The sequence below is a fragment of the Streptomyces sp. JJ38 genome (assembly GCF_019303475.1).
Classification (GTDB): domain Bacteria; phylum Actinomycetota; class Actinomycetes; order Streptomycetales; family Streptomycetaceae; genus Streptomyces.
On sequence record NZ_JABLSI010000003.1, the window covers coordinates 1 to 25105 of the forward strand.

Annotated in this window: 22 protein-coding genes and 2 pseudogenes; 12 read left to right on the plus strand and 12 right to left on the minus strand. The window is 72.1% G+C overall.

Translation table 11 applies throughout. From position 1 onward, the window contains the following. The 6 genes from HPT28_RS01895 to mce form a co-directional block, all read right to left on the minus strand. On the minus strand, positions 1-1057 hold a 1057-nt coding region (locus tag HPT28_RS01895; RefSeq protein ID WP_219088548.1), incomplete at its 3' end, for an ABC transporter ATP-binding protein. A 122-nt stretch (positions 1058-1179) separates the two neighbouring features. Then, entirely contained in the window at positions 1180-1947 is a 768-nt protein-coding gene (locus HPT28_RS01900) for an ABC transporter permease subunit (RefSeq protein WP_219088550.1), read from the minus strand. Between the two features lie 2 nt (positions 1948-1949). Further along, positions 1950-3008, minus strand: coding sequence for an ABC transporter ATP-binding protein (locus tag HPT28_RS01905; protein ID WP_219088552.1), 1059 nt, complete (start codon positions 3006-3008; stop codon positions 1950-1952). Between the two features lie 138 nt (positions 3009-3146). After that, entirely contained in the window at positions 3147-4085 is a 939-nt protein-coding gene (locus HPT28_RS01910; protein WP_219088554.1) for a cellulose-binding protein, read from the minus strand. A gap of 225 nt (positions 4086-4310) precedes the next feature. After that, entirely contained in the window at positions 4311-7790 is a 3480-nt protein-coding gene (scy, locus tag HPT28_RS01915) for a polarized growth protein Scy (RefSeq protein WP_219088556.1), read from the minus strand. 254 nt (positions 7791-8044) lie between these two features. Continuing rightward, positions 8045-8476, minus strand: a complete 432-nt coding sequence (gene mce / locus HPT28_RS01920; protein WP_219088558.1) for a methylmalonyl-CoA epimerase — start codon at positions 8474-8476, stop codon at positions 8045-8047. Between the two features lie 136 nt (positions 8477-8612). On the opposite strand from mce, the gene HPT28_RS01925 reads away from it, so the two are divergent. Continuing rightward, positions 8613-9815 (plus strand): acetyl-CoA C-acetyltransferase, encoded by a 1203-nt coding sequence (locus tag HPT28_RS01925; RefSeq protein WP_219088559.1) that lies wholly within the window; start codon positions 8613-8615, stop codon positions 9813-9815. 55 nt (positions 9816-9870) lie between these two features. Then, positions 9871-10830 carry a methylmalonyl Co-A mutase-associated GTPase MeaB gene (gene meaB / locus HPT28_RS01930; RefSeq protein WP_219088561.1) on the plus strand — a complete coding sequence of 320 codons (960 nt, stop codon included), beginning with the start codon at positions 9871-9873 and terminating at the stop codon, positions 10828-10830. Between the two features lie 14 nt (positions 10831-10844). On the opposite strand, the gene HPT28_RS01935 is transcribed toward meaB, so the two are convergent. The 4 genes from HPT28_RS01935 to HPT28_RS01950 are packed head-to-tail and all read right to left on the minus strand — an operon-like array spanning position 10845 to position 13335. Next, entirely contained in the window at positions 10845-11321 is a 477-nt protein-coding gene (locus HPT28_RS01935) for a MarR family winged helix-turn-helix transcriptional regulator (RefSeq protein WP_219088563.1), read from the minus strand. Between the two features lie 27 nt (positions 11322-11348). Continuing rightward, a complete protein-coding gene (locus tag HPT28_RS01940; protein ID WP_219088564.1) occupies positions 11349-12050 on the minus strand; it encodes an AIM24 family protein in 702 nt (233 codons plus the stop codon). Then, the gene (locus HPT28_RS01945) at positions 12047-12697 is read right to left on the minus strand and encodes an AIM24 family protein (RefSeq protein ID WP_219088566.1); all 651 of its coding nucleotides are present in this window, start codon (positions 12695-12697) and stop codon (positions 12047-12049) included. Before HPT28_RS01945 ends, HPT28_RS01940 begins: the two co-directional genes overlap by 4 nt. Next, complete coding sequence (locus HPT28_RS01950) at positions 12697-13335, minus strand: AIM24 family protein (protein ID WP_219088568.1); 639 nt, start codon at positions 13333-13335, stop codon at positions 12697-12699. Before HPT28_RS01950 ends, HPT28_RS01945 begins: the two co-directional genes overlap by 1 nt. A gap of 110 nt (positions 13336-13445) precedes the next feature. Between HPT28_RS01950 and HPT28_RS01955 the strand changes: the two genes are divergently transcribed. From HPT28_RS01955 to HPT28_RS01970, 5 genes and pseudogenes are all read left to right on the plus strand, one after another. Next, the gene (locus HPT28_RS01955) at positions 13446-13802 is read left to right on the plus strand and encodes a DUF3817 domain-containing protein (protein WP_219088570.1); all 357 of its coding nucleotides are present in this window, start codon (positions 13446-13448) and stop codon (positions 13800-13802) included. Next, positions 13799-13921: pseudogene (locus tag HPT28_RS27675) on the plus strand (MTH1187 family thiamine-binding protein); the annotation flags it as partial. The gene HPT28_RS01955 and the pseudogene HPT28_RS27675, both read left to right, overlap by 4 nt. An 80-nt stretch (positions 13922-14001) precedes the next feature. Beyond that, positions 14002-14082 (plus strand): annotated as a pseudogene (locus tag HPT28_RS27680) (thiamine-binding protein); the annotation flags it as partial. Between the two features lie 187 nt (positions 14083-14269). Further along, on the plus strand, positions 14270-16006 hold the full coding sequence (locus tag HPT28_RS01965) for a glycosyltransferase family 2 protein (protein WP_219088573.1): 1737 nt from the start codon (positions 14270-14272) through the stop codon (positions 16004-16006). Between the two features lie 3 nt (positions 16007-16009). Further along, the gene (locus HPT28_RS01970) at positions 16010-17944 is read left to right on the plus strand and encodes a kelch motif-containing protein (protein WP_219088575.1); all 1935 of its coding nucleotides are present in this window, start codon (positions 16010-16012) and stop codon (positions 17942-17944) included. 54 nt (positions 17945-17998) lie between these two features. Here the strand turns inward: HPT28_RS01970 and HPT28_RS01975 are convergent, their stop codons facing one another. Further along, positions 17999-19003, minus strand: coding sequence for a glycoside hydrolase family 6 protein (locus HPT28_RS01975; RefSeq protein ID WP_219088577.1), 1005 nt, complete (start codon positions 19001-19003; stop codon positions 17999-18001). A 151-nt stretch (positions 19004-19154) separates the two neighbouring features. On the opposite strand from HPT28_RS01975, the gene HPT28_RS01980 reads away from it, so the two are divergent. The 3 genes from HPT28_RS01980 (at position 19155) to HPT28_RS01990 (ending at position 22059) form a co-directional block, all read left to right on the plus strand. Next, on the plus strand, positions 19155-19664 hold the full coding sequence (locus HPT28_RS01980) for a MarR family winged helix-turn-helix transcriptional regulator (RefSeq protein ID WP_219088579.1): 510 nt from the start codon (positions 19155-19157) through the stop codon (positions 19662-19664). Between the two features lie 196 nt (positions 19665-19860). After that, the gene (locus HPT28_RS01985) at positions 19861-20199 is read left to right on the plus strand and encodes a DUF3817 domain-containing protein (RefSeq protein ID WP_219088581.1); all 339 of its coding nucleotides are present in this window, start codon (positions 19861-19863) and stop codon (positions 20197-20199) included. Between the two features lie 159 nt (positions 20200-20358). Beyond that, entirely contained in the window at positions 20359-22059 is a 1701-nt protein-coding gene (locus HPT28_RS01990; RefSeq protein ID WP_219088583.1) for a methylmalonyl-CoA mutase, read from the plus strand. Here the strand turns inward: HPT28_RS01990 and HPT28_RS01995 are convergent. Beyond that, entirely contained in the window at positions 22035-22706 is a 672-nt protein-coding gene (locus tag HPT28_RS01995; RefSeq protein WP_219088585.1) for a TetR/AcrR family transcriptional regulator, read from the minus strand. The two genes, HPT28_RS01990 and HPT28_RS01995, sit on opposite strands and share 25 nt — an antisense overlap. A 144-nt stretch (positions 22707-22850) precedes the next feature. Here HPT28_RS01995 and HPT28_RS02000 point away from each other — a divergent pair, with 144 nt between their 5' ends. Then, on the plus strand, positions 22851-23825 hold the full coding sequence (locus HPT28_RS02000; RefSeq protein WP_219088587.1) for a tetratricopeptide repeat protein: 975 nt from the start codon (positions 22851-22853) through the stop codon (positions 23823-23825). 596 nt (positions 23826-24421) lie between these two features. Beyond that, the gene (locus HPT28_RS02005; protein WP_219088589.1) at positions 24422-25060 is read left to right on the plus strand and encodes a DUF6230 family protein; all 639 of its coding nucleotides are present in this window, start codon (positions 24422-24424) and stop codon (positions 25058-25060) included. The last annotated feature ends 45 nt before the right edge of the window (positions 25061-25105 follow it).

A 25105-nucleotide genomic window follows, 5' to 3' on the forward strand; every position in this document is an offset into this window, starting at 1 on the left:
CCTGCCACGGCCCCGGCTGGCCCGGCTGCTGCCCGGGTGCGGAGGGTGCACCACCGCCCCAGCCCCCGGTGGGCCGGCCGCCGTGGGGAGCGCCGTGCGGGGCGCCCTGCGGCGGCAGGGCCGGGTGCCCGGGACCGGCGGCCGCCGCGGCGTAGTCGACGGCGCCCTGGGTCATGAGCATGTAGGCCTCCTCCAGGGAGGCGTGGTGCGGCGAGAGCTCCCACAGCCGGACGTCGGCGGAGTGCGCGACATCGCTGATCCGGGGGAGCGGCAGCCCGGTGACCTTCAGCGCGCCGTCCTGCTCGGGCTCGACGCGGCCGCCCGCCTCGGCGAGCGCGGCGGAGAGCTTCTCCCGGTGCCGCGGCGAGTCGTCCGGGGTGCGGACGCGGGCGAACTCCGCGGAGTTGGCGGCGATGAACTCCTTCACCGACTGGTCGGCCAGGAGCTGGCCCCGGCCGATGACGATGAGGTGATCGGCGGTGAGGGCCATCTCGCTCATGAGGTGGCTGGAGACGAACACGGTGCGCCCCTCGGCGGCCAGCTGCTTCATGAGCTGCCGCACCCAGCGGATGCCCTCCGGGTCGAGGCCGTTGACGGGCTCGTCGAAGAGGAGCACCCGCGGGTCGCCGAGCAGCGCGGCGGCGATGCCGAGCCGCTGGCCCATGCCGAGGGAGAAGTCCTTGGCCCGCTTGCCCGCGACGGACCGCAGGCCGACGATGTCCAGCACCTCGTCCACGCGCCGCTTCGGGATGCCCGACAACTGCGCCAGGCACATCAGGTGGTTGCGCGCGCTGCGGCCACCGTGCAGGGCCTTCGCGTCGAGCAGCGCCCCCACCTCGCGGGCCGCGTTGCCGTGCTGGCGGAACGACCGTCCGCCGATGGACACGGTCCCGCTGCTCGGTGCGTCCAGCCCCAGGATCATCCGCATCGTCGTGGACTTCCCCGAGCCGTTGGGCCCGAGGAAGCCGGTGACGACACCTGGACGTACCTGGAAGGACAGGTTGTACACGGCTGTCTTGGCACCGTAGTGCTTGGTCAGCCCGAAAGCCTCGATCATGCAGTTCGCCCCTGGCCGTACGTGCGTGCGGGGCTTTGGTCAGCGCCCCCGTAGGCTAGGAGGCTACCGTCGCTTGAACGGTTCCCGTCAGACGGGTGGGCCAGGGGCGGTCCGGGACGGGCTCAGGCGTCCCGCTTCCTCAGCGTCAGATAGCCGGCGACGAGGGCCACCGCCGTCCAGCCCACCATGATCAGCAGCCCGCCCCACGGGCCGTAGGGCCGGTCACCGGTGTCCACGACGCTCATGATCCAGCCGCCGGCCTGGTCCGGGAACCAGTACCCGACGTCGCGGGTGGCCTCGATGTTGGCCAGGATCGGCGTGACCAGGAAGAACAGCGGGACGAGGATGGAGAACGCCAGCAGCGCGCTGCGCAGGATCCAGGTGACCCCCATCGCGAACAACGCGATGAGCGTCATGTAGAGACCGCCGCCGATGACGGCGCGCAGCACGTTCTCGTCGCCGAGCGAGACCGACAGGTCGCCGAGCATCGCCTGTCCGAGGAAGAACGACACGAAGCTGGTGATCATGCCGACGACGAAGACCAGCGCCGTGCCGACGACCAGCTTCGCCGCCATGAACGTCCCGCGCTGCGGAACCGCGGCCAGCGAGGCCCGGATCATCCCGGTGCTGTACTCGCTGGAGACCAGCAGGATGCCGAAGGCGATCATCGCGAGCTGCCCGAGCGACATCCCGGCGAAGCTCGTCAGCACCGGGTCGAAGTTGAGCCGGTCCCGCTCGGGGAGGTCCTCGAAGCTGTTGTTGATCACCAGGCTGATGAGGACACCGATCGCGACCGTGACGAGGAACGCGATGCCGAGCGTCCACACCGTGGTCCGGACGGTGATGGCCTTGGTCCACTCCGAACGGAGGACCTGAGTCGTGTGAGCCATGATCAGGCCCCCTTTCCGTGACCGTCGGCCGCCGCGGGCCCTTCCGGCCCGCCGGGCGCCGTCGTGGCTGCGGGCCCGCCCGGGGCGCCCGGAGCCGCGGGCGCCGCGGGCACCCCGGAGCCGTCGGCACCGGGGTGCCCGCCCGGCGCCGGCGCGGCACCGTGCGCGTGGTACTGCACCGAACCGGCCGTCAGCCGCATGAAGGCCTCCTCCAGCGAGGCCTGCTGCGGGCTCAGCTCGTGGAGCACGAGCCCCTCGCCCGCGGCCAGCTCGCCCACGCGGTCGGACTCGGCGCCGTCCACCTCCAGCGCGCCGTCCGCGGAGTCCGCGGCCGTCAGCCCGGCGCCCGCCAGGACGTCGCGCAGCCGCTCGGGCTCGGGCGTGCGCACCCGCACGTACGAGCGGGAGTTCTCCCGGATGAACTGGCGCATGGAGGTGTCGGCGAGGAGCCGGCCCTGGCCGATGACGATGAGGTGGTCGGCGGTGAGGGCCATCTCGCTCATCAGATGGCTGGAGACGAAGACCGTCTTGCCCTCGGAGGCCAGGTACTTCATCAGGTTGCGAATCCAGTGGATGCCCTCCGGGTCCAGTCCGTTGACCGGCTCGTCGAACATCAGGATCTTCGGATCGCCCAGTAGCGCCGTGGCGATGCCGAGCCGCTGGCCCATGCCCAGCGAGAACGCCTTGGGCCGCTTCTTCGCCACCGAGGTCAGCCCGACCAGGTCCAGCACCTCGGGCACCCGGCGCTCGGGAATACCGTTGGACTGGGCGAGGACCTTCAGATGGTTGTACGCCGTCCTCCCCGGATGGACGGCCTTCGCCTCCAGCAGCGCGCCGATGCGCTTCAGCGGATCGCGAAGCCGGTCGTAGTGTTCGCCGTCGATGCGGACGTCGCCCGCGGTCGGCCGGTCCAGGCCGAGCATCATGCGCATCGTGGTCGATTTGCCTGCCCCGTTTGGACCCAGGAAGCCGGTCACGACGCCGGGCTGGACCGTGCAGGTGAGCCGGTCCACCGCGACGGTGGTGCCATAGCGCTTCGTGAGCCCGTCAAGCTCGATCATGGTCCGAACCTAAACGGTCCGGGCGGCGCACGCCAACTTGCGTGCGCCGCCCGGACCGGTACCGGCCACGGAGGCCGGCCGAGGCTTCGGCCGCCGCCCCGCGGGCCTCAGCCGGGCCCGCCGGGCGTCGGCGGGGCGTCAGCGGGACTGCTGCGCCGGGACGTTCTTGGCCACCTCGTCCTCGTCGACCGGCTGCCCGGAGGCCGCGACGGCCGCGCCCGTGAGGGTGGCCAGCATCTCGCGCACGTTCGTGAGCTGCGCGTTGATGCTGTCGCGGCGGTTGGTCAGCGCGGCCAGCTCACGCTCGGACTCGCTGCGGACGCGGTCGGCCTTGGCGTTGGCGTCGGCCACGATGTCCTCGGCCTGCCGCTGAGCCGTCTCCACCGTCTGGCGGGCCCGGCGCTCGGCGTCGGTGCGCAGCTTCTCGGCCTCCAGCCGGAGCTGCTCCGCGCGGTGCTCGATCTCCGCCAGCCGCTTCTCGGCCTTCGCCTGACGGGAGGCCAGGTCGCGCTCGGACTGCTCGCGGCGCTTGGCCAGGTTCGTCTCGAAGTCGGCGGCGGCCTGAGCGGCCTTCGCGCGGGTGTCCTCGAAGAGGGCGTCCGCCTCCTCCCGCTTGGACTGCGCGTCCTTCTCGGCGTCGGAGCGCAGCACCTCGGCCTCGCCCTTCGCCTTGTCGACGATGCGGACGCCGTCTTCCTCGGCCTTCTGCTTCCGGTCGGCCGCGAACGCCTCGGCGTCGTCCCGCACCTGCTGGGCGGCGCTCTCCGCGAGCTCCCGGTGCTGCTCGGCGGCCCGACGGGCCTCCTCGCGCAGGTCCTTGGCCTCTTCTTCGGCCAGCCGCAGGATCTTCTCGACCCGCGCGCCGAGCCCGGCATAGGACGGTTCGGAGTCATTGACCTGGGCCTGGGCGTTCTGCGTCTCGAGGTGCAGCTCCTCGATGCGCTTTTCCAGCGAGGTGATGCGGGCCAGGGCGCTGTCACGGTCGGCGACGAGCTTCGTGATGCGGTCGTCCACCTGTCCGCGGTCGTAACCACGCCGCACGAGCTCGAAGCCGAAGGGGGAGGAAGTGTCGCTCATGGGGTTCCTGTCGAAAGAGACCGGTGAGGTGTTAAGCGGAATCCTAGGGGCCCAAGCGGCGTGTCATCGAGCGGATGGCCGATTCATGGGGTTTGCTGAGGACAATGTGCGCTCTTTCGGGTGGCTTTCGGATGGGCGGCCCGAACGCCCGACGGCCCGGACCGCTGACGGCCCGAACCCGAGGGCCCGAGCCTCCGACGGTGGGCGCCGCAGGTCACGGCCCGCTCACGCCTTTCCGTTGCCGCGCTGGCCGCCCGCCCCCGCACCGGCCTTGACGCCGTCGCCCTTCCCGCCGGCGCCGCCCTCGTCGGCGTCCTCCGCGTCCCGGCCGCCCTTGCCCCCCTTGCCGTCTTTGCTCTCTTTGGCGGACTTGCCCTCCTTGGCGGGCTTGCCCGACCGGCCCGGCCTGCCCCCGTCCTCGTCCCGGCCGCGCCCGCCGCCACCGCCCGGCATCTCGAAGGACTCCAGCGCCTCCAGCACGTCCTGCACCCGGGAGATCTCGGCGTTGATGTCCTCCTGGCGTCGCACCAGGGCCTCCAGCTCGCTCCGGCCCTCGTCCACGATGCGCTGGGCCTCCGCCCGGGCCTCGCTGCGCGTCTCCTCCGCCTCCCGCAGGACGGCGGCCTTCTTCTGCTCGGCCTCCTTCAGCAGCGACTCGGCCTTCTTCACCGCCGAGATCCGCACACTGCTCGCCTCGGACTTCGCGTCCGAGATCAGCTCGGCGGCCTTCTCCTTCGCCTCGGTGAGCTGCTCCTCGGCCGCCCGGACCAGCTTGTCCGTCCGCTCACCGGCCGACTTCATCGCCTCGGCCGCCTCCCGGCGGGCCCGGTCGTGCAGCTCCTCGACCTCGCTCTCCACCCGGCTGCGCCGCTCCTCGGTGCGCTCCCGGATAGCGGCCGCGTCCCTGCGGGCCTCCTCCAGCATCGTGTTGGAGTCCCCACGGGCCTGCTCGACCAGCTCGTGGCTCTCCGCCCGGGCCTCCGCGACCAGCCGCTCGGCCTCGGCGCGCGCCACACCGATCATCGTGTCGGCCTGCTCCTCGGACGCCGTCGCCGTGCGCAGCGCCTCCTTGCGGGCCTCCGCCAGCAACTCGTCCGCCTGTTCGGCGGCTTCGGTGACCTTGCGGGACGCCTCCGCCCGGGCCTCGTCCCGGACCCGGTCCCCGTCGGCGCGCGCCTGCTCGGACTCCTGCTGCGCGGTCGAACGCAGCCGCTCGGCCTCCGCGATGGCGTCCGCGACGGTGCGCTCCGCCAGCGCCTTGGCCGCCGCCGACTCCTCGCTCGCCTCCCGGCGCAGGGTCTCCGCCGCGTGCTCGGCCGCCGAGCGCAGCCCGGCGATCTCCTCCTCGGCCTCCTCCCGCAACCCCGAGACCGAGTCCCGGACCTGCTGGGCCTGCTCCTCGGCGGAAGCCACGAGCCCCGCGGCCCGTTCCTCCGCCTCGGCCACCAGCCGGGTGGCCTCCGCCTGCGCCTCCTCCACCCGGCGGCGGGCCGAGGCCAGCAACTCCTCGCTCTGCTCGCGCGCCTGGGTGCGCTCGCGGTGGGCCTCCTCGCGGGCGTCGGCCAGCAGCTCCTCGGCCTCCCGCCGACGCCGGGACGCCTCCTCCTGCGCCGCCGACAGCGCCTCGGCGGCCTCGGCGCCCAGCCGCTCGGCCGCCGCGTCCGCCTCCGACCGCACCCGGTCGGCCGCCTCCTGCGCCTCCGCCCGCAGCCGCTCCGCCTCCGTCGCCGCCTCGGTGCGCAGCCGGACGGCGACGGCCTCGCCCTCCGCCCGCGCCTGCGCGGCGTCCGACGCGGCCTCCGACCGCAGCCGCTCGGCCTCCTCCTCGGCCTGCTCGCGCAGGGCCCGGACCCGCTCGGCGGCCTCGGACCGCAGCCGCTCCGTCTCGGCCCGCGCCTCCTCGCGCAGCCGCTCGGCCTCCGCGCGTGCCGCGGTCAGTTCCTCCTGGGCGGCCGAGAGCTGCTGCTCCGCCTCGTCCCGCCGCCGTGCGGCCGCCTCCTCCGCCTCGGCCGTCGTCTGCGCCGCCTGCTGCTCGGCCTCCTCACGGGTGCGGCGCACGGCCTGCTCGGCCTCCGCCCGCGTCCGCTCCGCCTGCTCCTCGGCGTCCCGGCGCAGCTCCTCGGCCTCGCCCCGGGCCCGCTCCAGCAGCTCGTCCGCCTGCCGCCGCAGACCCGTGGCCCGCTCGATGGCCTCGCCGCGCAGCCGTTCCGCCTCGGCGCTCGCCGAGCCGCGCGTCTCCTCGGCGTCCGCCTTGGCCTGGCTCAGCAGCCCCTCGGCCTTGGACGCCGCCTCCTCGATCTGCTGGACGGCGTCCTTGCGGGCCTCGGCCCGAATGCGCTCGCCCTCCTCGACGGCTTCCGACCGCAGTTGCTCGGCCTCGCCGCGCAGCCGCCGCGCCTCCTCCTGGAGTTCGACGGTCTTCGCCCGGTAGTCCTTGGTGTCGGCCTGCGCCGCGCCCTTCAACTGCTCGGCCGTGTCGTGCGCTTCGGCCCGCAGCCGGTCGGCCTCCTCCTCGGCCTCCCGGCGCAGCCGCTCGGCCTCCTCGGCGGCCGACCTCTTGGTGGAGCGGGCCTCCTCCGCCGCCTTGCTCAGGATCTCCTCGGCGCCGCGGGCCGCCTCGGCCAGCTGGGCCGCCGACTCCTCCGCCGCCGAGGCCTTCGCGTCCTCCTTGGCCTCGGCCAGCAGCCGTTCCGCCTCCGCCTTCGCGTCCGCGCGCAGCTGCTCGGCCTCCGCCTTGACCGCCTCCGCCTCGCCGGTGGCCTCGCTGACCAGGCGGGCGACCTGCGCCTTCGCGGTGCGGGTGCGCTGCTCGTTCGTGGCCTCGGCGTCGGCGAGCCGCTTCTCCGCGTCCTCCCGGGCGCTCTCCAGCAGCTTGTCGGCCTCCGCACGCGCCGCCCGCAGCGCCTCGTCGGCCTCCCGCACCCGCTCCTCGGCCCGGCGCGCCTGCTCGGCGGCCTCCCGCCGCGCCGAGTCCGCCTCGGCGGCCGAGGTGGTCCGCAGCCGGTCCGCGTGCTCGGTGGCCTCCTGGGCCTGCGTGGACGCGGCCGTCAGCAGCCGCTCCGCGTCCGTGCGGGCCCGGCGCAGCAGCGCCTCGGCCTCGGCCCGGGCGCTTTCGGCCTCCTCGTTCAGCCGGTGCCGGGACTGCTCCGTCAGCCGCTGGGCCTCGGCCCGCGCGGCCCGGAGCGCCTGCTCGGCCTCGGCACGGGCCTCCTCGGTGAGCCTGCGCGCCTGGGACTCGCTGCGCGCCCGCACCTGCTCCGCCCACGCCACGTTCTCGTTGACGTGTGACTCGACGGTGGCGCGGCGTTCCGCCAGCTCCTGGTCGAGCTGCTGTCGGCGGCGGACGGCCTCGGTGTGCAGCTCCGACTCCATGCGGGCCTGCGCCTCGGCGTGTTCCTGCTGGATGCGCTGGACCTGGGCGCGCGCCTCGCGCAGCTCGCGGTCGGCGTCGGCCCGCAGCTGCTCGGCCTGCATCTGGGCGTTGCGCAGGAGCTGTTCGGCCTGCCCGGCCAGGTTGTCGTAACCCGCGGGCCGGGAGGCGAGGCTGCGGCGCGCCTCGTGGAGCTTGGCGCGCAGCACCTCGACCTGATAGCCGAGGTCGTCGGCGTGGTCGACCGCCTTGTCCCGCTCCTTCTTCAGCCGTTCCATCTCGGCCTCGAAGCGCGACAGGTGATCGTCAGCCTCGTAGCGGTCGTAGCCCCGCACTGCGCGGTCCCATCCGTCCCCTGGTCGGTAAGGTGTGCAGGCTGTTCCGGCGGGCGTCCGCGGATCGCTCCACGGAGTGCGTCCGTAGAGCCTCCGAGGAAATGGTGTCAGATCATCGGGGGTGCGCGGAACGGGCCCACGGCGGTTCGCCGTGCCGCGTACTCTACCGAGTTCGGCGATCTCGGTGTTCTCGTGCGGCGACCCGGGCGACGGGCGGCGCCCACGGCACCGCCCTTCGTCCTCGCCTCAGCGGGTCAGTGCGGGTCTTCGGCCGAGGTCACCAGCTCGGTCAGGACGCCGTGGCAGTCCTTGGGGTGCAGGAACGTGATCCGCGAGCCCATGGAGCCGATGCGCGGCTCGTCGTAGAGCACGCGCACGCCCTTGTCGCGGATCGCGGCCGCGTCCCCGTCCACGTCGGCCGTGCCGAAGGCGATGTGGTGCACGCCCTCGCCGTTCTTCGCCAGCCACTTCCCGACGGCCGAGTCCTCCCGCGTCGGCTCCAGGAGCTGCAGGTAGGAGGCGCCGCCGTCGCTCGTCTCGTTGATCTTCAGCATGGCCTCGCGGACGCCCTGCTCCTCGTTGACCTCGGTGTGGAACACCTCGAAGCCATACGTGGCACGGTAGAACTCCACCGTCCGGTCCAGGTCGAAGCAGGCGATCCCGATGTGGTCGATACGCGTCAACATGGAACCAGGACACCGCTTCGGAGGTGGTTACGCAACGTGCGCACGGTCACACCTTCCGACCGGTGACCTGGCCGCATACCGCTCAGTACATTGACGATTAACCCTCGTTCACTTCCTTCTCCGAAGGGGCCGCAGCATGACTGGCACGACCGGCACCACCTCAGTGATCGTCGCGGGCGCCCGTACGCCCATGGGCCGACTGCTCGGCTCGCTCAAGTCCTTCTCCGGAGCCGACCTCGGCGGCTTCGCGATCAAGGCAGCCCTCGACCGTGCGGGGATCGGCGGCGACCAGGTCCAGTACGTGATCATGGGGCAGGTGCTCCAGGCCGGCGCGGGGCAGATCCCGGCCCGCCAGGCCGCCGTCAAGGCCGGCATCCCCATGAACGTCCCCGCCCTCACCATCAACAAGGTCTGCCTCTCCGGTCTCGACGCCATCGCGCTCGCGGACCAGCTCGTCCGCGCCGGTGAGTTCGATGTCGTCGTCGCCGGCGGTCAGGAGTCGATGACCAACGCCCCGCACCTGCTGCCGCGGTCCCGTGAGGGCTACAAGTACGGCGCGGTGGAGATGCTCGACGCCATGGCCCACGACGGCCTGACGGACGCCTTCGAGGGCGTCGCGATGGGCGAGTCGACCGAGAAGCACAACACGCGCCTGGGCATCCCGCGCGACGTGCAGGACGAGATCGCCGCCGCCTCGCACCAGCGGGCCGCCGCCGCGCAGAAGAACGGCCTGTTCGAGGCCGAGATCACCCCCGTGGAGATTCCCCAGCGCAAGGGCGAGCCGGTCGTCTTCAGCAAGGACGAGGGCATCCGGGCGGAGACGACGGCCGAGTCCCTGGGCAAGCTGCGCCCCGCCTTCGCCAAGGACGGCACCATCACCGCGGGCTCCGCCTCGCAGATCTCCGACGGCGCCGCCGCGGTCGTCGTCATGAGCAAGGCCAAGGCCGAGGAGCTGGGCCTGGAGTGGATCGCCGAGATCGGCGCCCACGGCAACGTGGCCGGGCCGGACAACTCGCTCCAGTCGCAGCCGTCCAACGCGATCAAGCACGCCCTCGGCAAGGAGGGCCTCGACGTTGCCGACCTCGACCTCATCGAGATCAACGAGGCCTTCGCCGCCGTCTCCCACCAGTCCATGAAGGACCTGGGCGTGACCTCCGACAAGGTGAACGTCAACGGTGGCGCCATCGCCCTCGGCCACCCGATCGGCATGTCCGGCGCCCGCATCGTCCTCCACCTGGCCCTGGAGCTGAAGCGGCGCGGCGGCGGCACCGGCGCGGCGGCCCTGTGCGGTGGCGGCGGCCAGGGCGACGCCCTGATCGTCAAGGTCCCCGGCAAGTAGCCCGGCGCAGGACCCGGCAACGCGTACACGCAACGGAGCGAGGAGCGCAGCACACATGACGGTGGACGTCCCCGGACTGGTGGAGCAGGCCCGCGAGGGCAGGCCGCGGGCAGTGGCGCGGCTGATCTCACTGGTGGAGGGGGCGTCCCCGCATCTGCGCGAGGTGATGGCGGCTCTCGCCCCGCTGACCGGCAACGCGTACGTCGTCGGGCTCACCGGCTCCCCGGGCGTCGGCAAGTCCACCTCGACGTCGGCGCTGGTCAGCGCGTACCGCAGGATCGGCAAGCGGGTCGGCGTCCTCGCCGTCGACCCGTCCTCGCCGTTCTCCGGCGGCGCCCTGCTCGGGGACCGCGTCCGGATGTCGGACCACGCCTCCGACCCGGGCGTCTACATCCGCTCCATGGCCACCCGTGGCCACCTGGGCGGGCTGGCCTGGGCCGCCCCGCAGGCCATCCGCGTCCTGGACGCGGCCGGTTGCGACGTCGTCCTGGTCGAGACCGTCGGCGTCGGCCAGTCCGAGGTCGAGATCGCGGGCCAGGCCGACACCTCCGTCGTCCTGCTGGCCCCGGGCATGGGGGACGGCATCCAGGCCGCCAAGGCGGGCATCCTGGAGATCGGCGACGTCTACGTCGTCAACAAGGCGGACCGGGACGGCGCCGACGCCACCGCGCGCGAGCTCAACCACATGCTCGGCCTCGGGGAGTCCCGGGCGCCGGGGGACTGGCGTCCCCCCATCGTCAAGACCGTCGCGGCGCGGGGCGAGGGCGTGGACGAGGTCGTGGAGGCGCTGGAGAAGCACCGCGCCTGGATGGAGGAGCGCGGCGTCCTCGCGGAGCGCCGCACGCGCAGGGCCGCCCACGAGGTCGAGACCATCGCCGTGACCGCCCTGCGGGAGCGCATTGCCGACCTGCACGGCGACCGCCGCCTCGGCGCCCTGGCCGACCGCATCGTCGCCGGCGCGCTCGACCCCTACGCGGCGGCCGACGAACTCGTCGTGGGTCTGACCGCCGGGTAGGCGCCCCGGCTCCTTCAGACCCGGCCGCGACGGGAGCGCAGATGCTCCGCGACGGGCGCCAGGGTGGCCTGGAGGGCGTTCAGGCTCTCCGGGTCGAGCAGGTCGATGAAGTGCCGCCGCACCGACTCCACGTGGTGCGGGGCGACCTCCCGCATGGTGTTCCAGCCGTGGTCGGTGAGACAGGCGAACAGCCCTCGCTTGTCCGTGTCGCAGTGCTCGCGCCGCACCAGCCCAGCGTTCTCCATCCGGGTGATCTGGTGGGAGAGCCTGCTCTTGGACTGCAGCGTCGCCTGCGCCAGGTCGCTCATGCGCATCCGCCGGTCCCCGGACTCCGAGAGGTTCACCAGGATCTCGTAGTCGTGCATGGTGAGGCCGAACGGCTGGAGGTCCCGTTCGAGCTGGTACATCAGCAGGCGGCTGACGTCGAGGTGAGTGCGCCAGGCCCGCTGCTCGCCATCGGTGAGCCACTGCGGACCGTTTTCGGTGTCCATGCGGCGACTTTACCCAGCCCGCCCGGCTCAGCCGCCGTGAGTACCGGGGACGCCCGGCTGCCCCGGAACCCCGCCGACGGCCCGCTCGGCCATCAGCGTCTCGGAGGACTGCAGCAGGACCGTGCCCGCGCCGGTGAACTCGAACTGGTGCTCCTCGCCGGAGGCGCCGCCCAGCCCCGTCAGCGCGCGGACCCCGCCGAGGAATCCCCGCAGGTAACCGTGGTCGTAGTGGTGGCACGGCGACGGGCAGTCGGCCCAGCCGACCAGCGCCTGCGGGTCCACCCGCACCGGAGGCTCGACGAAGTGCACCGGGCCGTTGGACGCGGCGACGAACTTCCCGGTGCCGATGAGCGTCACGAAGCCCGGGATGATGGACTGTTTGAGTGAGAGCGTCTCCTGGAACGCGAGGAGGTTGCCCGAACGGATCGTCAGGTTGCCGTCGTCCAGGTCGTAGGAGTTGACGTCGAAGGCGCGGTCGGCGAGGAGCAGCCTGCCCCGGCCCTGGGCCACGACCCAGTCGGCCGCGTGCAGCGGGGAGTGGAAGCTGCGGGCCACCAGCTGGTCGAGCGGGCCGTGGCCGATGCCGTCGAAGCGGATGTCGCCGAAGTAGGCGATCATCTTGCCCTTCTGGAGGAACCACCGGCCGTTCAGGTCCACGCTGAAGGCGTAGGGGTTGACGTTGTCGTCGACCGGCAGCGTGTGCGCGTCGTAGACCACCGGACCGTTCACAGCTTCTCCTCGCTCGCCTGGACGTAGACGGTTCCCTGGCCGGACAGTTCGAGCTGGAAGGCCTCCCCCGAGCCGCGGCCCACCATGTCCCGCCAGCCGAGGGCGGACGACAGCTTGTTGCGCAGGTCGCCCTGGTGGCCGACGTAGGCCTGCGGGTCCACGTGGACCGGCCGCCGCGGGGTCACCGGGAGCTCCAGCACCCCGCCGTGGGCGAGGACGGCGACGCTGCCGTGGCCCTCCAGGGTGGTGGTGAACAGCCCCTGGCCCGTGGCCTGGCCCCGCACCATGCCCATGACGCCGCCCTGGGAGCCGAGGAAGACGGTGCCCTGGCGGAGCGTGCCCTCGAAGGCCAGCAGCCGGTCGGCCTCGACGTGCAGCAGGGAGCCGGTCAGCTCGACGACGTGCACGTGGTGGCCGCCGTGCCCGAACAGGACGCTGCCCTGCCCCTCGACGGTCATCAGCGGCGCGGCCTCGCCCCGCACCCGGCGTCCGATGGCGGACATCACCCCGCCCTGCCCGCTGGTCAGGTTGGGGGTGAAGGAGACGTCGCCGCGGTAGGCGAGCATCGCGCCGCGCTGGCTGTAGAGCCGCTCGCCGCCGCGGACGTGCGCCTCGACCATCTGGCTGCTGATCTTGGTGAACCCCATCAGAGCTGCCCTCCCAGGGTGGTGCGCTCGCTGGGCTGGACGTAGACCAGGCCCTCGCCCTCGAAGCGGATCTGGAACGCCTCGCCCGAGCCCTCGCCGAGGAAGGTGCGGAAGGTCACCCCGCTCTGCAGCTCCTGGCGGAGCCGGCCGGAGTGGGCGAGGTAGGCGCCCGGATCGACGCGCAGGGGTGTCTGCGGGGTCACCCGGAGGACGATCGCCGGGCCCTGGGACGTCAGGGCCGCCCGCCCGGTGCCCTCGACCGTGGTGGTGAACAGCCCGTTGCCCTGGGAGGCGCCGCGCAGCCCGGTGAACGTCGTCCCCGTGCGCAGCCCGCCCTCGGTGCACAGCAGGTTGCTCGACTCCACGTGCAGGGTGTCCTGCTGGAGTGTGACGAGGGAGACGTCGCCGGCGGCGTCGGCGAAGTAGCAGGTGCCCTTGCCCTTCACCTCCATGACCTCCATCTGCTCCCCGGTGAGCCTGCGGGTGACCATGCCGCGCAGGCCGTCACCCCCACCCGTGAGCCGTTTGAACGCCATCTCGCCCTCGTAGGCGATCATCGATCCGTTCTTCGCCCGCACGCTGTCACCGCTGAGGTCGACGGCGAGCACCTTGCCGCCCTGGAGTCGGAACTGAGCCACGGGCCCGAACCTACCCCGTGCGGGTGAGGCTCCGGGAGGGTGCCACAATGGCCGGAAGCCTTGTGCTTTCCTTCACAAGCCCCTCTCCCAGCTTTTCCCGAGGACTCCCCGTGGACATAAAGACCGCCTCCGCCCTCCGCCGCCTCCGCCTCGTCTCCGTCGTCGAGGCGGTGTCGTACCTCCTCCTCCTGCTGTGCTCCGTGCTCAAGCGGACGACGGACTTCAACGCCGTCCCGGTGATGGGGCCGGTGCACGGTGTCCTCGTCGTGCTGTTCCTCGTCTTCCTGGCCGACGCCTGGAACCGCACCAAGTGGCAGCTCGGCCGTCCGCTGGTCTACTTCGTCCTCTCGGTCGTGCCGTTCGGCGGCTTCTACGCCGACAGGATGCTGCGCCGCGAGTGCGAGGAGGCCGTGGCCTCCGGGCAGGACGCGGCGGAGCCGCAGCGCGAGGGCGTGGCGGGCGCGTGATCGTCGCCTTCTCCGTGACCCCGCTCGGGGTCGGTGAGGACGTGGGGGAGTACGTCGCCGATGCCGTCCGAGTCGTCCGCGAATCCGGCCTCCCGAACCGGACCGACGCCCTTTTCGAGCCGGTCCGCCTCCGGGCGCTCTGACCCTCCGTCGACACTCTCCCCCGGCTATCTCCCTCAGCCAACGCTGGGAGGTGCCCCCACTCAAGGCCGACGTCCGCCCGGGAGTCACGGATGGACTAACCCGGAAGGTGGAAACGGTCGAGCGCCACCTGCGCTGACCGCCCCCTCCAAACCGCCCCCGCACCGGGCGGTTGCGCTGCACCACCGCCCCGGCGGGCCGGAGAGCAGAAGCCCTCCGGTGCCGCAAGGGGACGGCGGACACCCTCCGCACTCCGTTCGACACGGAACCGCACGTCCCTTCTGCTGGGACGTGTCGGTTTCGTTCGAGTGAGTCGTGGAGGGACCGTGCGCCAGCAGGGCTACGACTACGAGAGCTACAGCCGACTCGCGGGGCCTCTCACCGAGCCTGACGCATCGCCCTACCGGGTGCGCTACCGCAGCCTGCTGTCGCAGGAGCCGCACCGGGTGCGCGCGATCCTGCTGATGACGGCGGCCCCCGCGCTGTCGGCCGTACTCCTCCTGTGGCTCGTGTGGCCGGACCACTGGACGGACCGGCCCGGAGCCCCCGGCTGGCTGGTGGCCGCCGACTGGGTGATGCTCGGCTGCATCGGCTGCATCGAGCTGTTCCGCTTCGTGAACGTGTTCTCCATCGCGCACGCCACGATGGTCGCCCGCGATCCCGTCCCCGTCACGCCCGAGCCCGGTACGAGGGTCGCCTTCCTGACGACGTACGTGCCGGGCAAGGAGCCCATCGAGATGGTGCGGGCGACGCTGGAGGGCGCCGTCGCCCTCCGCCACGACGGCGTGCTGGACGTGTGGCTGCTGGACGAGGGTGACGACGAGGTGGCCCGCGCCCTCTGCGCGGAGCTCGGCGTCCACCACTTCACCCGCCGGGGCGTCGAGGAGTGGAACCAGGACGACGGCGTCCACCGGGCCCGCACCAAGCACGGCAACTACAACGCCTGGCTGGCCCTGCACGGCCCCGACTACCACTACTTCGCCTCCGTCGACACAGACCACGTGCCGCTGCCCAACTACCTCGAACGGATGCTGGGCTACTTCCGCGACCCCGACGTGGCCTTCGTCGTCGGCCCGCAGGTGTACGGCAACTACACGCGGACCGTCACCAAGCTCGCCGAGAGCCAGCAGTTCCTCTTCCACGCCCTCATCCAACGGGCCGGGAACCGCTACGGAGCCCCCATGTTCGTCGGCACCAACAACGCCGTGCGGGTCTCGGCCGTCCTGCAGATCGGCGGCCTGCGGGACTCGATCACCGAGGACATGGCCACCGGCTTCGAGCTCCACCGCACCCGCAACCCCGCCACGGGCCGGTGCTGGCGTTCCGTCTACACCCCCGACGTGCTGGCCGTCGGGGAGGGGCCGGCGTGCTGGACCGACTTCTTCACCCAGCAGACCCGCTGGTCGCGCGGCACGTACGAGACGATCCTGCGGCAGTTCTGGCGCGGCCCCCACCGCTTCCCCCCGGGCCGGCTCCTCAACTACTCGCTCATGCTGGCCTACTACCCCATGAGCGCCGTCACCTGGCTGCTGGGCGCCCTGAGCTGCACGCTCTTCCTCTGGTTCGGCGCCTCCGGGACGCAGGTCACGGCGGCCGTGTGGATGATGCTCTACAGCGACGTCGCCGCCCTCCAGATCGGGCTGTACGTGTGGAATCGGCGGCACAACGTCTCGCCCCACGAACCGGAGGGCTCCGGCGGTCTGGCGGGCATGGCCATGTCCGCGATCTGCGCCCCGGTCTACGCGCGCTCCGCCATAGCCGCGGTCCTGCGCCGTGACTGCCGGTTCGTCGTCACGCCCAAGGGAGGCACCGCCAGCCCCGACCGCCTCAGCACCTTCCGCGTCCACCTCATGTGGATCGTCGTGCTCGGCTCCGGGCTCGTGGCGTCCTTCGCCCTCGGCCACACACACGCCGCCATGCGCACCTGGACGGTGCTGGCGCTCGTCGTCGCACTCGCCCCGGTGGTGCTGTGGAGCCTGTCCGAGTACCGCACGAAGCGCGTTCGCCGTGCACCGCGCGACGAGCGCGAGCCCGCCCTCGTCGCCACGTCCAGCGGGAGCTGACCCATGCCCTACCGCCCGAGCAAGCAGTTCCGGAAGACCCTCATAGGCACCGGCGTCACCGTCGTGCTCGCCGGGCTCAACGCCCCGGCCACCATAGGTTTCGCCCAGGAGCGGCTGCACGATTACCGCATATCCCGGCCCGCCTACAAGGCGCGCTACGGGTCCTGGCAGATCATGGACGTCCCCTCGCAGTACCAGACCAACGCCATCCACGCCGCGCTGCTGCACACGGGCAAGGTGCTGCTCATCGCGGGCTCCGGCAACAACCAGGAGCAGTTCGACGCCGGCACCTTCGCCACGATCCTGTGGGACCCGGCGGACAACAGCTTCGAGCGCGTCCCCACCCCCGAGGACCTGTTCTGTGCCGGACACGCCCAGCTCGCCGACGGCAGCATGCTGGTCGCCGGGGGCACCGCGCGCTACGAGGTCCTCGAAGGGAAGGTGAAGCGCGCGGGGGGCGCCATGAGGGTCAAGAACGAGAACCCGGACAAGCCCCGTACCTTCCCCGAGGGCACCCGCTTCCGTTCCCCTTCCGGCACGGAGTACGCGAGCACCGCCTCGGTGCTCGTCCCGCGGGCGGAGAAGGAGGCGGACGACGAGACCGGCGAGGTCACCGTCACCGCCAGCGAGGCCGTCGTCTTCGTGGAGGCCGTCGAGGAGGGCGAGGAGTACGTCACCGACGACCCGGCGCAGTACGAGATCGTCGGCCTCGGCGGCGAGGACGCCGACAACCTCTACGGCCTCGCGGAGAAGCTCACCCTCGACAAGCAGGACTTCCAGGGGATCAAGGACTCCTTCGAGTTCGACCCCGTGGCCGAGAAGTACGTGCGCGTCGACCCCATGGACAAGGCCCGCTGGTATCCGACCCTCGTCACCCTGCCCGACGGCCGGGTGCTGTCCGTCTCGGGGCTGGACGAGGTCGGCAAGATCCTCCAGGGCGACAACGAGATCTACGACCCGCGGAAGCGGAGCTGGTCCACCGGCCCCAAGCGCTACTTCCCGACCTACCCCGCGCTGTTCCTCTTCGAGGGGGACAAGCTCTTCTACTCCGGGTCGAACGCCGGGTACGGGCCCGCCGACAAGGGCCGCGTCCCCGGCATCTGGGACCTGTCGGCCAACACCTTCGAGAAGGTCGACGGGCTCAAGGACCCCGACCAGCTGGAGACCTCCAGCTCCCTGCTGCTGCCCCCGGCCCAGGACCGCAAGGTCATGGTGCTCGGCGGCGGGGGAGTGGGCGAGTCGGAGAAGTCCACGGAGCGCACCGCGATCGTGGACCTGACCGCGGACAACCCCGTCTACCGCGACGGTCCCGACCTGCCGGAACCGACCCGCTACCTCAACAGCGTGATCCTGCCCGACGACACCGTCTTCACCACGGGCGGATCGCGCGACTACCGGGGCCGGAGCGACAGCGACATCCTCGCCGCGCAGATCTACGACCCGCGGAGCGGTGAGTTCACCGAGGCCGCGGCCCCCGAGGTGGGCCGCAACTACCACTCCGAGGCGCTGCTCCTGCCCGACGGCCGGGTCGCGACGTTCGGTTCCGACCCCCTGTACGCGGACAAGGACAACACCCGCCTGGGCACCTTCGAGAAGCGGATCGAGGTGTACACGCCGCCGTACCTGCACGGGGAGCGCGGCGAGAACCGGCCGGTGATCGGCGACGGCCCGCTGAGGCTGGAGCGCGGCGGCGAGGCCACGTACGCGACGCCGGACGCCGACCGTATCGCCACGGCCCGGCTCATGCGGCCGAGCGCCGTCACCCACGTCACCGACGTCGAGCAGCGCTCGATCGCGCTCGGTCTCGACCGGGGCCCGGACGGCGTGACGGTCTCGGTGCCGGACGACGGCTCACTGATCCCGCCAGGCTGGTACATGCTCTTCCTCACGGACGAGGAGGGCACCCCGTCGGTCGCGAAGTGGGTCCACCTGCCGTGAGCGGCCGTGGGGCGCGCGCCCCACGACGCGGGGCGGCGGCAGCCCCCGGCCGGGTCACCCGCGCGCGTTGCGGGCCAGGCCCAGGGCGTACTCGGGCCACCACCGCCCGGCCGGCGGGCCGCCCCGGCACTCGCCGTCCGACTCGCCGGGACGCTTGATCCACAGGTAGGCGTCGAGCAGCGGTTCGTCGGTGTCCCGGGTGGGCGGGGTGCCGAGGGCCCGCCCGGGCGGGTTGCACCAGGACTCCTCTCCGTCGGTGTAGGGGCCGTTGCCGTTGCGGCTGGAGTCGATCACGAAGTGCTTCCCGCCGAGCGCGGCGGAGAGCTCACGCCCGTACGAGGTCACGGTCTCGTCCCGGTAGAAGTTGGCCACGTTGAGGGCGAAGCCGTCGGCCGCCTCGATGCCCGCGCGCCGCAGCGGGCGGACCAGCTTCTGCGGGTCGGCGATCCAGCCCGGATTGCCGGCGTCCAGGTAGACCGTCGTCCCGGGCAGCTCCCCGAGACGGGCCACGGCCTCGGCGAGGAGGGTGTAGCGCTCCTCGTGGTGGACAGCGGGGGTGCAGCCGTCCACCACGTGTGCGACCGCGTCCGGCTCCAGGACGACGACGGCCTCGTGCTCGCCCACGGCCTCGGCGAACTTCTCCAGGTAGGCCCGGTAGGCGGCGGCGTCCGGGGCGCCGCCGCCCGAGTACTGGCCGCAGTCACGGTGGGGGATGTTGTAGGCGACGAGCACCGCCGTCGTGCCGGTCGCCGCGGCGCCCGCCACGGCGGGGCCGATGCGGGCGGCCGGGTCCTCGGGGGTGGGCCAGACCGCCGCCGGCCGCTCGGAGATCCGGCGCAGCAGCTCGGCGTCCTTCTTCCGGCCCTCGCGTTCCCACTCCTCGGCCTGCCGCGCGGCTTCGCTGTCCGGGTCCACCCAGAACGGGGAGGAGCCGGGGGCGACGCCGGCGCCATCCGAGCCCGGCCGGTCGGCGGGGGCGGCGGCGCCCTGGCCCGAGCAGCCCAGGGCCGTGGCGAGCAGGGTGAGGGCGGCGAGCGCCCGGAGACGGCGGCCGGACATCGGCCCTCCTCAGGAGACCAGGGAACGCGGCGCGGACAACCCTGACATAGCGGACAGGGGATCGGTTGGAGGGACACGGCGAGCGGCGGCCGATGGCCGAGGTGTGAGATGCGGCTGATCACCATGTGGCCGCGCGGGTAGGGTCGAAGACGTGCCCAAGCCGCTTAGTCTCTCCTTCGATCCGATCGCCCGCGCCGACGAGCTGTGGAAGCAGCGCTGGGGTTCCGTCCCGGCGATGGGGGCGATCACCTCGATCATGCGCGCCCAGCAGATCCTCCTGGCCGAGGTGGACGCGGTGGTCAGGCCGTACGGGCTCACGTTCGCCCGCTACGAGGCGCTGGTGCTGCTCACCTTCTCCCGCAACGGTGAGCTGCCGATGTCGAAGATCGGCGAGCGGCTCATGGTGCACCCCACGTCCGTCACCAACACCGTGGACCGGCTGCAGCGGGCCGGGCTGGTGGCCAAGCGGCCCAACCCGAACGACGGCCGGGGCACGCTGGCGTCGATCACCGACAAGGGACGCGAGGTGTGCGAGGCGGCCACCCGCGACCTCATGGAGATGGACTTCGGGCTGGCGGCCTACGACGACGAGGAGTGCGCGGAGATCTTCGCGCTGCTGCGGCCCCTGCGCATAGCGGCCAAGGACTTCGACGAGTCCTGATCCCCGCCGGGGCCCGACCGCCGGCTCTCGCCCGTGCCCGACTCCCGCGCCCAGGCTCCCGCCCCGCCCCTGGCGTGTCCCGGGAGCCGCGGGCTGCCGCACGGCGGCGCCGGGTGCCCGGTTACGCTCGACGGGACGCCGCAGCCTGCCCGGGGCACCCCCGCACCCCGGCCGCGCGGGCTGCCTGATGCGAGGAATGGGCTCTGTGAAGCAGAAGGTGCTGACCCGTTACCGGGTGATGGCCTACGTGACCGCCGTCTGGCTGCTCGTGTTCACGGGCTTCATCGTGGCGAAGTACGGCTTCGACACCGGCGACACCATGCTGGTCTCCCAGATCCACGGTGTGCTCTTCATCGTGTACGTGATCTTCGCCTTCGATCTGGGCTCGAAGGCGCGGTGGCCCTTCGGGAGGCTGCTGTGGGTGCTGGTGGCCGGGTGCATCCCCTTCGCGGCGTTCTTCGTGGAGAAGCGGGTGACGCGTGACGTCGCCCCGCTGGTGGAGGCCGAGCCCGCCGAGGCCCCGGCCGGCGTCTGACGCTCCCCGCGCCCCGGGCGGACGGCTCGGGGCGCGCCGTCCGCCACAGGAGCCGCGGTCGGCGTCGCGGCGGCGTCGGGCCGCTCCCGCCCCGGGTCGGAGTAGTCCCCCACCTGCGACGCTGGCCAAATACTTGGACGTCCTAGTAAATTCGTGGGTATGGACGCTGACGCCATCGCAGAGGGCCGCCTTCGGTGGCAGGCCCGGTACGACGCCGCACGCAAGCGGGACGCCGACTTCACCACCCTGAGCGGTGACGAGGTCGACCCGGTCTACGGGCCGCGCCCCGGGGACAGCTACGAGGGCTTCGAGCGCATCGGCTGGCCGGGGGAGTTCCCGTTCACCCGTGGCCTGCACCCCACCGGCTACCGGGGGCGCACCTGGACGATCCGGCAGTTCGCGGGCTTCGGCAACGCCGAGCAGACGAACGAGCGCTACAAGATGATCCTGGAGGCGGGCGGCGGCGGGCTGTCCGTGGCCTTCGACATGCCGACGCTGATGGGCCGCGACTCCGACGACCCGCGCTCGCTGGGCGAGGTCGGGCACTGCGGTGTGGCGATCGACTCCGCGGCCGACATGGAGGTCCTGTTCAAGGACATCCCCCTCGGCGACGTCACCACCTCGATGACGATCAGTGGCCCCGCCGTCCCCGTCTTCTGCATGTACCTGGTGGCCGCCGAGCGGCAGGGCGTGGACCCGTCGGTGCTGAACGGCACCCTGCAGACGGACATCTTCAAGGAGTACATCGCCCAGAAGGAGTGGCTCTTCCAGCCCGAGCCGCACCTGCGCCTCATCGGTGACCTGATGGAGCACTGCGCGCGCGGCATCCCGGCGTACAAGCCGCTGTCCGTCTCCGGTTACCACATCCGGGAGGCCGGGGCGACGGCCGCGCAGGAGCTCGCGTACACCCTGGCCGACGGCTTCGGCTACGTCGAGCTGGGCCTCAGTCGCGGCCTGGACGTCAACCGGTTCGCCCCGGGGCTGTCCTTCTTCTTCGACGCCCACCTGGACTTCTTCGAGGAGATCGCCAAGTTCCGCGCGGCTCGCCGCATCTGGGCCCGCTGGATGCGCGACGTCTACGGAGCGACGAGCGAGAAGGCCCAGTGGCTGCGGTTCCACACCCAGACGGCCGGGGTCTCGCTCACCGCGCAGCAGCCCTACAACAACGTGGTCCGCACGGCGCTGGAGGCGCTCTCCGCGGTGCTCGGCGGCACCAACTCGCTGCACACCAACGCGCTGGACGAGACGCTGGCGCTGCCCTCGGAGCAGGCCGCCGAGATCGCGCTGCGCACCCAGCAGGTGATCATGGAGGAGACCGGCGTCACCAACGTGGCCGACCCGCTGGGCGGCTCCTGGTTCGTCGAGCAGCTCACCGACCGGATCGAGGCCGACGCCGAGAAGATCTTCGAGCAGATCAAGGAGCGCGGTCTGCGCGCCCACCCCGACGGCCAGCACCCCATCGGCCCGATCACCTCCGGCATCCTGCGGGGCATCGAGGACGGCTGGTTCACCGGCGAGATCGCCGAGGCCGCCTTCCAGTACCAGCGTGCGCTGGAGAAGGACGACAAGAGGGTCGTCGGCGTCAACTGCCACACCGGATCGGTCACCGGGGACCTGGAGATCCTCCGGGTCAGCCATGAGGTCGAGCGCGAGCAGGTTCGCGTGCTGGCGGAGCGGAAGAGCGCCCGGGACGACGCGGCCGTGCGCTCCGCGCTGGACGCGATGCTGGCGGCGGCGCGGGACGGCTCGAACATGATCGAGCCGATGCTGGACGCCGTCCGGGCGGAGGCCACGCTCGGCGAGATCTGCAACGCCCTGCGCGACGAGTGGGGCGTCTACACGGAGCCCGCCGGCTTCTGATCCGGGAGCGGACGGGCAACGGGCTCCCCCGGCTTCGGCCGGGGGAGCCCGTTGCCCGTTTCCAGGGCCGTCAGCCCGCCGACGAGGAGGGCGGTGAAGCGGCGGGCCCAGGCGGCGTCGACCGACTCCGCGCTCACCAGGGCCCGGTGCACCACGGCGCCCGCCACCACGTCGAAGATGAGGTCCACGTTCGCGGCGGTCTGCCGCGGGTCCTCGTCGGGCGGCAGCTCGCCGCGCTCCTGGGCGCGCAGGCGGCCCTGGACGACGAGCCGCTTCTGCCGGTCGACGACGGCCGCCTTGAGCCGCTCCCGCAGCGCCGGGTCGTGGGTGGACTCGGCGACCACGGCCATCAGCGATGTCCGCGTCTCCGGACGGGCCAACAGGGCCGCGAACTGGAGCACCGTGCCCTCGATGTCGGCGGCGAGGCTGCCGCGGTCGGGGAGGGCCAGCTCGTCGAAGAGGACGGCGACGGCGTCGACGACGAGTTCGCTCTTGCCCGGCCAGCGCCGGTACAGCGTGGTCTTCGCCACACCCGCCCGGACGGCGATGTCCGCCATCGTCAGCCGTGACCAGCCCATTTCCACCAACGCGGCCCGGGTGGCGAGGAGGATGGCCTGGTCGGCGGCGGTGCTGCGGGGGCGTGCCATGGCGTGACCCTATCCGCCCTCCTGCGTTACGCTACGACCCGTAGCGAAATGACATGCCGTGTCAGCGACGGCATCCTCGCGACGACCACGACGCCGGGTGGGGACCCGGCACACAACACCGCGCGAAGGGGGGAGACTGTTCTCATGCAGCCACGCAACATGTCCATGAGCGGAGTGGTCGACCTCGCCGCGGTGAAGGCGGCCGGTGAGGCCAAGCAGAAGGCGGAGGAGGCCCGCGCCCAGCGTGCCGCGTCCGCCGAGGAGGGCGGCGGCGTGCCGGCCGGCGGCGGCCGCGTCGTCATCGACGTCGACGAGGCGACCTTCGAGAGCGAGATCCTCCAGCGCTCGGCCGAGGTGCCCGTCGTCATCGACTTCTGGGCCGAGTGGTGTGAGCCGTGCAAGCAGCTCGGGCCCGTCCTGGAGAAGCTCGCCCACGAGTACGCCGGGAAGTTCGTCCTCGCCAAGGTCGACGTCGACCAGAACCAGATGCTCTTCCAGCAGTTCGGCGTGCAGGGGATTCCAGCGGTCTTCGCCGTGATCGCGGGCCAGGCCCTCCCGCTGTTCCAGGGAGCGGCGCCCGAGCAGCAGGTCCGGCAGGTGCTGGACCAGCTCGTCGAGGCCGCCCGGCAGCAGTTCGGGATCGAGGGCGCCCCGGTCGAGCCGGGTGCCGAGGAGCAGGCGGTCCCGGCGGCTCCGGAGCCGCCCGCGAACCCGGCGCTGGCCGCGGCGCACTCCGCGCTGGACGCCGGCGACCTGGGCGGCGCGGTCCAGGCCTACAAGAACGTGCTCTCCGACGACCCGGGCAACCTGGAGGCGAAGCTCGGACTCGCCCAGGCCGAGCTGCTGGGCCGAGTGCAGGGGCTGGACGCGGCCCAGGTCCGCAAGGACGCCGCCGACCGTCCGGGCGACGTCGAGGCGCAGCTCCGCGCCGCCGACCTGGATCTGGTGGGCGGCCACGTCGAGGACGCCTTCGGCCGGCTGGTGGAGACCGTCCGCCGCACCGCGGGGGACGAGCGGGAGGCGGTGCGCGTCCGGCTCCTGGAGTTGTTCGAGGTCATCGGTGGCGAGGACCCGCGGGTGGTCGCCGCCCGCGGCGCGCTCGCCCGCGTCCTCTTCTGACACCCGTAGGCCGCTCGCGTCGAGCCCGTCTCGACCTCGCGATATAGCGACAAACAGCGACCGCGCTTTGCCAAAATTTGGTAAACGCGGTCGCTGTTACTTCTGGTAAGTCGGCCACTTCCCTACGTCCGAGTGTGCGCCGACAAATCACCTCATAGCAACGCAGAGTGCTGGCTACGGACGGTGCCCGGAGAGACTTTCCCGCGCCGCTTCCTTCATCTCCCCGTTACTCATAAGTAACGAGCCCCTTGTGCCGTCCCCCGTTGATGGACGACGATCGCCACGCTCGGTTCGTGAACGCAGCCCGGCAGCCATCCGGAGCCCGGCGTGAACGGAGTCCCCACCGAGCGACCGGGGCCTTTCCCGCCCCGGTGGAGTGTGGACAGGGGGGTCTTCGCCTCGGTGGCGGAGCCTGTCCCCCGGCCGTGCGCGAGCACGGCCTGTGGTTGTCGCTCGGGGGTGATCGCCGGCAGTCCGACGCGCGTCTCACGTCGTCACCGCCGTCGGCGCTCCTTCCCGAGGGCGTAGCACTTCTCCCATCCCGGTACCGGTCGCGGGCCGACCGGCGGGATGTACGTCCGAGAAGGAGGAAAGTCATGAAGTCCCAAGTTCGTGGCGGGACCAGATGGAAGCGGTTCGCCGTCGTCATGGTGCCGAGCCTGGCGGCCACGGCGGCGGTCGGCATCGGTCTGGCCCAGGGTGCGCTCGCCGCGTCGTTCAGCGTCTCCGGACAGTCGTTCAAGGTGAGCGCTGACAAGCTCGTCGGCTACGACTTCGTTCAGTACGGCAGCTACACCGAGGGATACGACCTCAAGGGCAACAAGGCCAACCACCCGGTCGCGGTCTCCGGCTTCAAGCGCGCCGAGATCACGAACATGTGCCAGTCCGTCGTCACGCCCGACGTGCCGTTCATCGGCTCCGTCAGCCTCAACCTGACCGCGGGCACCGGCGACACACCGGTGAAGGCCAAGAACCTCTACCTGGACGTGGCCGACCTGGACGCCGACGCCAAGTTCACCAACATCGACATCGGTGTGGCGACGAAGGACGCGAAGAAGGGGCCGGGCATCCAGCCGGGCACCGAGGAGCGCGTCAACCCGTTCGGCTTCGCGCAGCAGGCCGAGGAGGTTCTGCTCACCGACGTCGAGCAGCGTGCGTGGGCGACCACGGCGGGCACCTTCGAGCTCAGCAACCTGAGCCTGCGCCTGCACAAGGGCGTCAAGGAATGCTACTGAGCACCCGTTGACGCGGGCGGGGGCCGGCTTCGGCCCCCGCCCGCG